The 12,063-nt window shown below is 65.4% G+C and carries 12 protein-coding genes; 10 read left to right on the top strand and 2 right to left on the bottom strand.

Features of this window, described 5'->3' with window-relative positions:
- Positions 1–12 precede the first annotated feature (12 nt).
- Complete coding sequence (locus Q5Z11_RS16175) at positions 13–1,128, bottom strand: HDOD domain-containing protein (protein WP_303747334.1); 1,116 nt, start codon at positions 1,126–1,128, stop codon at positions 13–15.
- A 160-nt stretch (positions 1,129–1,288) separates the two neighbouring features.
- A complete protein-coding gene (ppa, locus tag Q5Z11_RS16170) occupies positions 1,289–1,834 on the bottom strand; it encodes an inorganic diphosphatase (RefSeq protein ID WP_282268572.1) in 546 nt (181 codons plus the stop codon).
- Positions 1,835–2,049: 215 nt separating this feature from the next.
- Here ppa and Q5Z11_RS16165 point away from each other — a divergent pair, with 215 nt between their 5' ends.
- From Q5Z11_RS16165 to Q5Z11_RS16120, 10 genes are all read left to right on the top strand, one after another.
- Complete coding sequence (locus tag Q5Z11_RS16165) at positions 2,050–2,550, top strand: RNA polymerase sigma factor (RefSeq protein WP_303747333.1); 501 nt, start codon at positions 2,050–2,052, stop codon at positions 2,548–2,550.
- An 87-nt stretch (positions 2,551–2,637) separates the two neighbouring features.
- On the top strand, positions 2,638–3,609 hold the full coding sequence (locus Q5Z11_RS16160) for a FecR family protein (protein WP_303747332.1): 972 nt from the start codon (positions 2,638–2,640) through the stop codon (positions 3,607–3,609).
- A gap of 126 nt (positions 3,610–3,735) precedes the next feature.
- Positions 3,736–6,651, top strand: coding sequence for a TonB-dependent receptor (locus Q5Z11_RS16155; protein WP_303747331.1), 2,916 nt, complete (start codon positions 3,736–3,738; stop codon positions 6,649–6,651).
- 177 nt (positions 6,652–6,828) lie between these two features.
- Complete coding sequence (locus Q5Z11_RS16150) at positions 6,829–7,419, top strand: biliverdin-producing heme oxygenase (RefSeq protein ID WP_303747330.1); 591 nt, start codon at positions 6,829–6,831, stop codon at positions 7,417–7,419.
- A gap of 43 nt (positions 7,420–7,462) precedes the next feature.
- On the top strand, positions 7,463–7,849 hold the full coding sequence (locus tag Q5Z11_RS16145) for a YbaN family protein (protein ID WP_345783917.1): 387 nt from the start codon (positions 7,463–7,465) through the stop codon (positions 7,847–7,849).
- 126 nt (positions 7,850–7,975) lie between these two features.
- Positions 7,976–8,692, top strand: coding sequence for a tonB-system energizer ExbB (gene exbB / locus Q5Z11_RS16140; protein ID WP_303747328.1), 717 nt, complete (start codon positions 7,976–7,978; stop codon positions 8,690–8,692).
- 2 nt (positions 8,693–8,694) lie between these two features.
- The gene (gene exbD, locus Q5Z11_RS16135) at positions 8,695–9,120 is read left to right on the top strand and encodes a TonB system transport protein ExbD (RefSeq protein ID WP_303747327.1); all 426 of its coding nucleotides are present in this window, start codon (positions 8,695–8,697) and stop codon (positions 9,118–9,120) included.
- Positions 9,117–9,857 (top strand): energy transducer TonB, encoded by a 741-nt coding sequence (locus Q5Z11_RS16130; RefSeq protein WP_303747326.1) that lies wholly within the window; start codon positions 9,117–9,119, stop codon positions 9,855–9,857. Before exbD ends, Q5Z11_RS16130 begins: the two co-directional genes overlap by 4 nt.
- A 269-nt stretch (positions 9,858–10,126) precedes the next feature.
- On the top strand, positions 10,127–11,347 hold the full coding sequence (locus Q5Z11_RS16125; RefSeq protein ID WP_303747325.1) for a helix-turn-helix domain-containing protein: 1,221 nt from the start codon (positions 10,127–10,129) through the stop codon (positions 11,345–11,347).
- Between the two features lie 47 nt (positions 11,348–11,394).
- Positions 11,395–12,063 (top strand): glutaminyl-peptide cyclotransferase, encoded by a 669-nt coding sequence (locus Q5Z11_RS16120; RefSeq protein WP_303747324.1) that lies wholly within the window; start codon positions 11,395–11,397, stop codon positions 12,061–12,063.

Raw genomic sequence — 12,063 nt, 5'->3', positions numbered from 1 at the left:
GCAGTCTTTGGCTCAGGCGTCGACGCTCAAGCCCATCATCTCATCGGCAATCGCGCGCCACTGCTCAAGCTTGGGTAGCACGCCGACATTGGCCAGGTATTGCTCGTCGACTTCGGTGCCGGCCGCCAGCGCGGTGGCAACGTGGACGGCACCGGCCACCCAGAAGCTGCGCACATTTGAACGGCCGGGCTGCAGCTGGAAGGCGACCGCTTCGATGATCGGCATCGGCAGGCCCCACAGGCCCATCAGATAGGCGCCTGCTTCGGCATGGCCGGGGCGGGAGTCGTCGGCAGCAGCGGGCTGGCGCTCGTCGCGCACGCCGGGCAGCAGCAGGCCGATGTCGGCCAGCAGTGCGGCGGTGGAGCCCAGCTCGGCGCTGGCCGCTGGCAGCATCTTCGCCGCCAGCCGCGAGGCCAGCAGTGAGCGTGACTGCATCGCCGCGCGATCGGGTCCGGACATGCCGGGCAGGGCGAAGACTTCGCTGGCCAGCACCAGGTCGCGCAGGGTGGCCATGCCCAGGCGGGTAACCGCGCCGCGCAGGTCGGAGATGGCGCGGCCATTGTTGAAGAAGGCCGAGTTGGACAGCTGCAGCACCTTGGCGGCGATGGCCGGATCGGCGGCAACCAGCTTGGCGATTTCCGCCGCGTTGCTGTCCTCGTCTTCCTCCAGTGCATGCATCAGGCTGAGGTAGAGGTGGGGCGGCGAGGGCAGCTTCTCGATGCGACCGATGGCCTGGCGCAGGCGCGGGCTGTCCAGCAGCTCGCGCAGTTCCTCCAGGCTGGTCAGGGCTTCGAGCAGGACTTCGGGTGGCAGCGGCAGCGGCAGGAAGCGGTGGGCCACGCCGATGATGCGGGCCGATGGCACCCGCTGGCTGTTGTCGCCGTCGATCAGTGCGATGCGGATGGTTTCCGGGCGCAGCGTCCGGATCTGGCCGAGCAGGGTCGCCGGGGCGAGGTCGGGCAGTACCGGGGCAACGATGACCGCATCGATCGTGGCGGAAGACACTGCCACGATGGCGGCGCTGCCGTCCGGGGCCGACTCCACTTCCCACTCGTCGCCGAGGTCGCCGATGTACTCAAGCAGCTCGGCCGACAGACTGGCTTCGCCGCCGACTAACAGGATTCGCAAGACACTTCCCCTTGGAAAAAACGCAAAATCCGAACAAAAAACAGGCCGGAAACCGGCCTGTCAATGTAGCTGCTCGCTGGCAAAGGGTCATGCCCTCTGCAAGGAAAACGTGATGGTTGTCGCTACGCAGGGCCCGTGTTACGACCCTGCGCCGGCGCAATCAGACGTCCTGTTCCTGGGTGGCGAGGTAGGTCTTGTGCGCCTCGCTGAGGATGCGCTTGGCTTCGGCGGCGTCGCCCCAGCCTTCGATCTTGACCCACTTGCCCTTTTCCAGGTCCTTGTAGTGCTCGAAGAAGTGGCCGATGCGCTCCAGCCAGTGGCTGGACACCTGGGCGATGTCTTCGACGTGGGCGTAGCCGCTGAAGATCTTGGCGACCGGCACGGCCAGGATCTTCTCGTCGCTGCCAGCTTCGTCGCTCATCTTCAGCACGCCGACCGGACGGCAGCGCACAACCGAGCCCGGGACCAGCGGCAGCGGCAGCACCACCAGCACGTCGGCCGGGTCGCCATCGCCGCACAGGGTCTGCGGCACGAAGCCGTAGTTGCAGGGGTAGCGCATCGGCGTGGACAGGATGCGATCGACGAACATCGCGCCGCTTTCCTTGTCCATTTCGTACTTCACCGGCTCCGAATCCTTCGGGATCTCGACGATGACGTTGATTTCTTCCGGCGGGTTCTTGCCCGGCGAGACCAATTTCAGGCTCATTGCGCTGACTCCGAATCGTTGTTGGTTGAAAAAGAGCTCCATTCTACGCGCACCACTATTGCGGCGCACCAAACCCCGGCTGGCTGACGGGTCACGGGCGGGCGCGGGGAACACACTGTCGCGCAATACATATGAGAACCATTATCATTATGCGGATATCCTTGTCCGCCCAAGGCCGCCAGACGCAGGCGGCCTGCCTTGCCTTCACAGCCCCCATGTCCAGCAACGCCACCACTTTGACCGAACTGCTGATCCGCGAACGCCCGGCCTTGCTGCGTCTGGTGCGCCAGATCCTCGGCACGGACGGCGGTGCCGACGACGTCATCCAGGGCGTGTGGTTCAAGGTCCGTGGGGTCGGCAATGAGCCGGTGATCGGCAATCCGCGTGCCTACCTGTACCGGCTGGCCAGCAACCTGGCCACCGACCACGGTCGTGAACGCACCCGTCGGCTGCGCCTGCAGGCCGAGAATTACCTGTGGGGCCCGGACGAGGTGCTGTCCACCGAGGAGCAGGTAATGGCCCAGGACGAGCTGGCGCGGGTGCTGGAAGCCGCCGAGCACCTGCCGGAGCCGACCCGCAGCATGTTCCACCTCAACCGCCTGCAGGGGCTGACCCAGCCAGAAGTGGCGCGGCGCATGGGGGTGTCCGTGACCACCGTCGAGAATCACCTGCGGCTGGCCCTGCAGCGCCTGGCCTGGGCGCGTAGCGGCGACTAGCGTTGCAGTTTCCCTTGGGGATGCGACGCTGCCAGTCGTCTTGTATCCGTCCATACCCATTACCACCGTAATCACCTGAGCCAGCCCATGCGCCCGCCGTCATCTTCCGTCCAGCCCGAGAATCCCGTTGCGCAGCAGGCGCGCGACTGGCTGCTGCGGTTGGCATCGGGAACCATGGGCGAGCCCGATATGCAGGCATTCGAGCAGTGGTTGTCGCAGCCCGGGCACCGCCATGCGTTTGAACATGAACGCGTGCTCTGGCGCAGCCTCGCTGCCCGCCCGCAGACCACGGTGGTAGTGCAGCGGCCGGTGCGGCGCACGCAACGCCGCTGGTTGGCCGCGGTGGCGGTGCTGGCATTGTTCTGTGGGGTGATGTCCGCCCCCGAAATGGCGCTGCGCATGCGCGCCGATTACCGCTCGGATGTGGCCATCCGCCATGTCAGCCTGCCGGACGGCTCAACCGCGGTGCTGGATGCAGGCGCTGCGATTGCCGTGCATTACGGCGAGGCCACGCGGCGCATCGAACTGTTGCGCGGACGTGCCTGGTTCGAGGTTGTGCCGCAGGCCGATGCGCCTTTCCGCATCACCGTTGGCGACGGCGTGGTGGAAGACATTTCCACCGCGTTCGTGGTCAGCCGCGATGGCGATCGTGTCGACACCGCAGTGGAGCAGGGCCGCGTGCGGGTTGCGGCGCGTCCGGACCAGGGCTGGATGTACCTGCAGGCCGGTCAGGCTGCGGGGTGGGGCAAGGGCGGCGTTGCCGAGCGCGCCGCCGGGCTGGCGCCGGATCATGTCGCGGCATGGCGACGTGGTGAGCTATTGCTGGAGAACGCGGCCGTTACGCAGGTGCTGGCCGAGTTGCAACGTTACCGTCCGGGCCATGTGTTCGTGCGCGGGGATCTGTCGGCATTGCCGCCGATCAATGCCGCGCTGCGTCTGGATCAACCCGAGCAGGCGCTGGATGCGCTGGCTGCGGGCAGTGGCTTGAGCGTGACGCGACTGCCGTTCGGCATCGCCATCGTGCAGGCCCGACAAAACGAGCTGCCAGCGCGTCGCTAGCTGAGCTGGACGATTGGTCTTGGGGGTTTGCCCGGTTCATTCGTCTTAACCCCGACCGTACTTCAGCCGCCGCCACGTACGTCGAACCTCCGCCGCCTCATTGCGGCTTCGACAACAGGATTTTCAATGCCCAGTTCTTTCCGCGCCGGTCCACGCCTGCGCCTGTCCCGTCTGCACGTTGCAATGCTGGCCGCCGGCCTGGCGGTGCTGACGCCAGCCATTCCCGCAATGGCGCAGGCCACGGTTGCCAGCGCCTCCGCACAATTCGATATCCCCGCGCAGCCGCTCGCCGCAGCCTTGGGGCAGTACATGCGCCAGTCGGGTGTACAGGTGGCCTATGCGGCGGCCTTGGCCGATGGCGCGACCTCCGCGCCGGTATCCGGGCAGCTGGCACCGGCCGCGGCGCTGCAGCAGCTGCTGCGTGGCACCGGCCTCGCAGCCCGCCGCAGCGGCAATGGTGCGGTGACACTTGAGAAGCTGCCGGCAGGCGCCAACGCGGACGATCTGGTCGTCACCGGCACGCTGAGCGTGGCCGGCGACCAACGCGGTGGCGACGGTGCGGGCAGTGATAGCGCGCGCCTGCTCGATACCTACCGCACCACCGGCTCGACAGCCTATATCCCGCAGCAGACCATCGAGCGCTTCCGTGGCACCTCCACCGCCGACATCATCAAGGGCGTGGCCGGCGTCACCGCCGGTGATCCGCGCGTCGGCAATGCGCTGGACGTGAACATCCGTGGCATCCAGGGGCAAAGCCGCATCCCGGTGATCATCGATGGTGGCCAGTCCACCATGGATACCTACCGCGGCTATGCCGGCCAATCGCAGCGCACCTATCTTGATCCGGACCTGATCTCCAACATCACCATCACCAAGGGCCCGAGCCTGCAGGCAAATGCCTCTGGCGGCATTGGTGGCGTGGTCGAGATGGAGACGCTGAAGGTCGAAGACGTGCTGCGCGAAGGCCGCAACAGTGGCATCCGCGTGCGCACCGGCCTGGCCAACAACAGCGCCAACAACGTGCCCGATTACAGCGCCGCGCCGCGCACCGACCGCAATGCCACCGGCAACCAGTTCGCCAATGTGGCCGTGGCCCAGCGCTGGGATCGCTTCGACCTGGTCGCCGCCTATGCCTGGCGTGACACCGGCAACTACTTCGGCGGCAAGCACGGTTACGACGATTTCCCGCAGACCCGCCGCACGCTGGCGCCGCTGAACCCGCCGCGCACCGAAGTGTTCAACACCTCCTCGCGCTCGGAGTCGGCGCTGTTGAAGGGCACCTGGCGCATTGACGATGCGCAGACGCTGGAGCTGGGCTACCGCCGCTATGAAGGCACTGCCGGCGAGATCATGGCGTCGCAGATCATCCGCGTTGACCGCGACCGCGTGCCGCAGTGGGACCCGGGCCATGTCGACATGGACAGCTACAGCCTGCGCTACCGCTTCAACCCGGACAGCGAGCTGGTCGACCTGCGTGCAAACGCCTGGTACACCGACGCTGAAAGCCTGATGTACAACAGCCTGACCGGTATCACCCCGTGGTACTTCGACCGCCGTACGGAGTGGTACGACGCGCCGAGCTTCAGCGGCAATCCCGGTTACAAGGATGCCTACGCCAATCCGCTGAAGCAGAAGCGCTTCGGCCTGGACGTGAGCAATACCTCGCTGCTGGAAACCAGCGCCGGCCTGTTCACCTTCGACTACGGCCTGTCGCTGAGCGACGAGGACATCCGTCCGAATTCGCCGATCATGCATGACGATCTGGTCAACAACCGCTTCCTGCGCAATGCCGAGCGCAAGGAATACAGCGCGGTCGCATCGATCAAGTGGGAACCCAATGAACATTGGGAGTTCATGGCCGGTGGCCGCTGGAACCGCGTCAACGTGCACGACCGCAATCGCCTGGCTACCGAGTCCGAGTTCGCGGCTGATGGCCAGTACCGTTACACCGAACTGCTCAATGGCGACCCGAGCCTGCCATCGTGGCGCGCCAAGCGCATCGCGTTGCTGAACTGGTACCCGGATGCCGATGGCAACTTCACCCAGGCCTCGCTGTTGGCTTCGCCGTACAAGAAAGGCACGGTGGCCGACATCGGTGGCTGGAACTTCTATGACGCCGATGCCGCCGAAGATCTGATGGTGCCGGTGGGCTGGACCTGGTCCAAGCCGATCAAGCGCCGCGACAGTGCGTTCTCGCCGACTGCAAGCGTCACTTACCGCTTCGACGACGACAGCATGGTCTACCTGAAGTACGCCGAAGGCACCAAGCTGCCGAGCCTGTTCGAAACCACGCTGGGCCTGTTCACCGCCGCCAAGCCGGTCGGCGAGCTGAAGCCGGAACGTTCTGGCAGCTGGGAAATCGGCGCCAGCACGATCAAGCGCGACCTGTTCGCCAATGGCGACCAGTTGGCACTGAAGCTGGCTTACTTCGATACGCGCGTGGACGACCTGATCACCCGCGACTACCGCACGCTGTCGGCGGGCCTGATCCGCAATGTCGACCGCTTCAAGGTGTCGGGCGTGGAGTTCCAGTCCAACTACGACGCCGGCAAGGTGTTCGCCGATCTGTCCGCGCACTACTACTTCAAGGCCAAGACCTGTGCGCCGGATATTGCCGCCGAGCGTCGCGAGTACGGCATCAAGCGCAACATCGAGGAGCTGAAGAACACCCCGAACTGCGTGGACGGTGGCTTCGAGGGTTCCTACAGCAACACCCAGAACCCGCCGCGTTACACGGTCAACATGACCCTGGGTTCGCGCCTGTTCGACGAGCGGCTGACCTTCGGTACCCGCGTGGTGCACAACGCCGGCCCGATCAGCAAGCTGGACAAGGAATGGAATGTCGGCTTGTCGGCTATCCAGCAGCTGTACCGCCCGGCGACCATCGTCGACCTGTTCGCCAGCTGGTCGTTCAACGACCAGTGGAACCTCGACGTGAACCTCGACAACGCCACCGACCGTTACTACCTGGACCCGCTGGCGCTGGGCATCCTGCCGGCACCGGGCCGTACCGCGCGCATGGCGCTGACGTTCCGCTATTGATCGACAGGACCTGATCAACTGCAGGCTGATCCCGGCGCGCGTGCGCCGGGATCAGTGCTCACAGCAGATTGTGACGGCGGCTTGGGGGAAGGCCCCTCGGCAAACGTCTCAATCAGGACCACCGGTCAGCGCACCGAAAGATGCAGCCGGTTCCCCCTCCGCTTCGTTGTTGCAGACATGACCACCACCGAAACCATTGCCGCACCCACCCGCAGCCAACGCCTGAAGGCGGCCACCAATACCACCCATGATTCCCTGGACAAGCGCATCATGTCCGAGGACATCTTCGCCAGCCGCGAGCGCTTCGCCAAATTCGTGCGCGTGCAATACCGCTTCCACCGCGACATCCAGGCGCTGTACGCGACACCGTTGCTGCGCGCGCTGCTGCCGGATCTGGAACAGCGCCAGCGCCTGCAGCAGATCGTTGCCGACCTCGGTGACCTGCAGCAGGAGGTGCCGACCGAGGCTGCTGCCGCCATCCCGGATGACATCGATCTTCCGGCAGCGTTAGGCTGGCTGTATGTGGCAGAAGGCTCCAACCTGGGCGGTACCATCCTGTTCAAGCTGGCTGGAAAGCTGGGCCTGGGCGCCGATTTCGGCGCCAGCCACCTGGCGGCGCATCCGGATGGTGCAGCCCGCCATTGGCGTGAATTCACCGCTGCAATGGATACCATCAGCATGACCGAGGCACAGGAAGCGGTGGCCATCGAGGGCGCCAATGCCGCGTTCCGCACGGTGCGCGGCTACGTCGAGCAGGAATTCGCCTGATGCAGGCCGGCGCACCAGCAGACACCATGGAGGTCGCGGCGTGATCCGCTGGCTGTGGTTCTGCATGGGCTGGTTGATGGTGGCGCTGGGCGTGATCGGTGCCTTGCTGCCGGTGATGCCGACCACCATCTTCCTGATCCTGGCGGTGTGGTGTTTCTCCAAATCCTCGCCGCGCTTTGAAGCGTGGTTGTTGCAGCACCCGCGTTATGGCCGCCCGCTGCGGCTGTGGCGCGAGCAGGGCGCAGTGAGCCGCAAGGGCAAGTGTTTTGCTGCTGGCGGCATGGCACTGGGCTATGTGTTGTTTTTCATCGGTGCACATCCGAGCTGGAAGCTGGCTGTGCCTGTGGCGATATTCTTCCTGGCCAGCGCCGCCTACGTGCTGTCGCGGCCCAGCCCGCGCGAGCCGGCCGATGGTAGCGAGCAGCCGTGACCCAGTCCGTCACCGCCGCTGTGCACCTATCTGCGTCACCTCGACGCGGCATCTGTTCGTACCACGTTCAACGCACCAGCCAGATCGCCAGTGCGACTTTCTCCAACGACGATCCGGAACCTTCCCATGCACGCTGACATCTCCCCGCACGCTGCCGCGCAGGCGCTCACTCCTTGGGCCATGTACCAGTCCGCCGACTGGGTGGTGCAGGCGGTGATGATCTGCCTGGCGTTGGCATCGCTGGCTACCTGGACCGTGCTGATCGCCAAGATCCTGGAACTGGCACGTATCGGCCGTGAGTTGCAGCTGGCACGTGAGGTACTGGACGTGAGCGGCAGCCTGGATGCCACCGATGCGCAATCGGTACTGCTGCGGCCGGGCTTGGCGCGCAGCATGCTGGACGCTGCCCGCACCGAGCTGGCGCTGTCTGCGGATGCGCAGGGCCACGAAGGCACCAAGGAACGCCTAGGCTCGCGACTTGAGCGCATCGAACTGGGCAACAGCCGGCGCCTGCGCAGCGGCGTCGGCCTGCTGGCCAGCATCGGCGCGGTGGCACCGTTCGTCGGTCTGTTCGGCACCGTCTGGGGCATCATGAACAGCTTCGTCGGCATTGCCGCATCCAATACCACCAACCTGGCCGTGGTTGCGCCCGGCATCGCCGAAGCATTGTTGGCGACCGCGATGGGCCTGATCGCCGCGATTCCGGCGGTCGTGATCTACAACCATTTCAGCCGCCGGCTGCTGACGCTGCGCGCGCTTGGCGGCGATATCTCGGCCAGCGTGCAGCAGATCGTCTCGCGCGATATCGATTGCGGCCGCGCGCTGCCGCGCGCTGAGGCCTGACAATGGCAATCCGTACCTCCCGCGAGTCCGACGACGAAGCGCTGGACGAAGCGCACGAGATCAATGTCACGCCCTTCATCGACGTGATGCTGGTGCTGCTGATCATCTTCATGGTGGCCGCGCCATTGGCCACGGTGGATGTGCCGGTGGAATTGCCGGCCAGCAGCGCCAAACCGCAGCCGCGCGATGTGGAACCCTTGTTCCTTACCGTGCAGGCCGATCTGTCACTGCGTATCGGTGAAGACGTGGTCACCGGGCAGACGCTGGCTGCCGCACTGGAGGCGCGCACGCAAGGCGATCACTCGCAGCGCATCTTCCTGCGCGCCGACCGTTCGGTCAGCTACGGCGACCTGATGGAAGCCATGAACCTGCTGCGCCGCGCCGGCTACCTGAAAGTGGCACTGGTCGGGGTAGAGCAGTCGCCGTGACGGACGCTACTGCATCATCCGGCCTGCGTTGGGGTGGCAGTTTCGCACTGGCGCTGCTGTTGCACGCGGTGGTGATCGGCGCGGCGCTGTGGTGGAGCCTGCGTGCGCCGCCTTTGCTTGCCGACCAGCAACCCTTGGAAGCGGTAATGGTGGAGCTGGCCGAGGCGCCGGAGGCACCACCGGCAACACCAACCGAAATTCCACCGGGCCCACCGCAGCAGGAGCAGCAGCGCAGCGAGCCGGTACCAGCACCAAAGGTGGAGCGCGAGCCGCCGCCGCTGGAGCCCGACGTGGTGGATGCCTATGTGCCTCCGCAACCGAAAGACCCCGCACGTGTCTCCGATGCCAAAACGGTGGACCAGACCCTGGCACCGCCGGATATCAGCGCAAAACCCAGCGAGCGCTATGCCGCCAGGCAGACCACTTCGGGCCAACAGACACAGGCCACGGTCACCTGGCAAGGACAGCTGTTGGGGCATCTGGAAAAATACCGCCGCTATCCGCGACTGGCCGAGCGCCTGCGCCAACAAGGCGTGGCCTATGTGCGTTTCAGCGTGGACCGGCAGGGTAACGTCAGCAACGCGCGGATCGGCCGCGGCAGCGGCCATGACAGCCTGGACGAGGCCACGCTGGAGACAGTAGCGCGGGCAACGCCCGTGCCGGCACCACCGGCGGAGGTCGTCGGCAACCCGGTGGAAGTGATGGTGCCGGTGGAGTTCTTCATCAATCGCAGGTAGGCAGCAGCTTCCTGAGTACCCGAATGCGCAGGCTGTCCCCTCTCCCGCATGCGGGGGAGAGGGGCAGCTTGCGAACCATTGGTTCGCTGCCCATCGACCGACCTTGCGCCAGCGCAAGGGCCTGGGCGCGGAGCGAGGGTAGGGGTGAGGACGCTTTTAGCGGTTGTCCTGCAGCGCGCAGATATTCCCCTGGCGATGATTCAACTACCTGTGCAGGCGCGGCATCGCGGAAAAGTGCATCCACGCCCGCCCGCAGTTAGCCTGCGCAGATGGACTCCCTGATCGCAGCATCCGCACGCGCCTTGGCCACCGGTGATGTCCTCACCGCGCTGAAGCACGTTGCATTGCGTGACGACCCACCGGCACTGGCGCTACGCGGAATCGCCATGGCCCAGCTGGGCGACCTGGCGCGTGCACGCGAGCTGTTGCGACGCGCCCAGCGCGGCTTTGGCGCACACGAAGTCCTCGCACGCGCGCGCTGCGGTCTGGCCGAAGCCGAAGTGGCGCTGGCGCTACGCGAACTTGGCGGCAACTCCGAGCCGTTGTCGGCCATCGCGACCGTGCTAGAAGCGCAGGGTGATGCGATCAATGCATTGCAGGCCTGGTTGATCCTGGCGCGGAGAATGCTGCTGTTGGGCAAGCTGGATGATGCAGCGCATGCGCTGGCGAAGTTGGAGGGAAGGCAGCTGCCGCCAGCGCTGAGCGCCATGGCTGATCTGACCGCTGCGACCTTGGCACTGCGCAGGATGCAGATTGCGCAGGCACGGGGCCTGCTGGAACGCGCGCGGATGGCTGCGGCGCAAGCTGGTGTCGGCGCGTTGCAGGCAGAAGTGGACCAAGCTCGCATCAAGTTGGATCAGCCGGCTGCTCGTTGCCTTGGCGGAGGGGTGGATCGGTTGCTGCGTATCGATCAGGTGCAGCAGCTGTTGGATTCCGGTGCACTGATCGTTGATGGTTGCCAGCGCGGCATCAGGTTTGGAGCAAGCTGGCAATCGCTGGCAAGACGCCCGGTGCTGTTCGCGCTTGCCTGCGCGTTGGCCGAGGCTTGGCCGGGTGAGGTTGACCGTGACGTGCTGATCAGACGCGCATTCGGCATGCGCCATTACGATGAGACACTACGCGCCCGGTTGCGCGTGGAAATCAGTCGCCTGCGCGGGTTCATCGCAATGCAGGCGCACATTGAAGCGACAGCTGCCGGTTTCCGCCTGTCACCACGCTCTGCGAACTCGGTGAGGGTGCTGCTCCCGCCCATCGAAGGCGAACAAGGTGCACTGCTCGCGTTGCTTGCCGATGGCGCGGCCTGGTCGACTTCGGCACTGGGTTTGGCCTTGGGGCAGAGCCAGCGCAACGCGCAGCGGGCGCTGCTGGAGTTGGAGGCAGCAGGGCGTGTGTACGCGACTGGACGCGGGCGAGCGCAGCGTTGGCGCGCGGTGCCGCTGGGCGGATTCACGACGATCTTGTTACTCCCTGCTGCGCTGCCGATTGACTAGTGTCGCGTGCAGGCAGCCAATCGTGGACATGCCGGGAGACTGCAGTGATGAATACGGAAATCCTCAACTCCAAAGCCGCGACGGCCAAGGTCCGTCCCGCCGAGGTTGTGCGCGAATACGGCCCGTTTGCCGGCTCGGACACCATCAATGGCGTCAGTTTCGATGGGCGCAACGTATGGGCAGCCACCGGTGCCGCGCTGGTGGCCTTCGATCCGCGTGATGGCCAGACGGTGCGTAGTTTGGACTTGCCCTGTGACGCCGGTACCACCTTCGACGGTACCTATCTCTGGCAGATCGCCGAAGCACGTATCGACAAGATCGATCCCGAGAGCGGAGAAGTACTGGCTTCGATTCCTGCACCGGGTGGTGGAACGGATTCGGGCATGGCCTGGGCGGAAGGCAGCCTGTGGGTGGGGCAGTACCGGCAGCGGAAGATTTACCAGATAGATCCGGCCAACGGCAAGATCCTGCGCACGATTGAATCCGACCGTTTCGTCACCGGCGTGACCTGGGTGGATGGCGAGCTGTGGCATGCCACGGGCGAGGCGGGGCAGAGTGATATCCGCCGGCTGCAGGCCGATACAGGCGCGGTGCTGGAGCGCCTGCAGATGCCGGATGGGATCAGTGTCAGTGGATTGGAAGCGGATGGTGGCGAGTTGTTCTATTGCGGTGGTGGCAATGACGGCCGGGTGTATGCGGTGAAGCGGCCGTTCTGA

Source organism: Stenotrophomonas sp. 610A2 (genome assembly GCF_030549615.1).
Classification (GTDB): domain Bacteria; phylum Pseudomonadota; class Gammaproteobacteria; order Xanthomonadales; family Xanthomonadaceae; genus Stenotrophomonas; species Stenotrophomonas pigmentata.
This window is presented reverse-complemented; position numbering and strand designations above follow the sequence as displayed.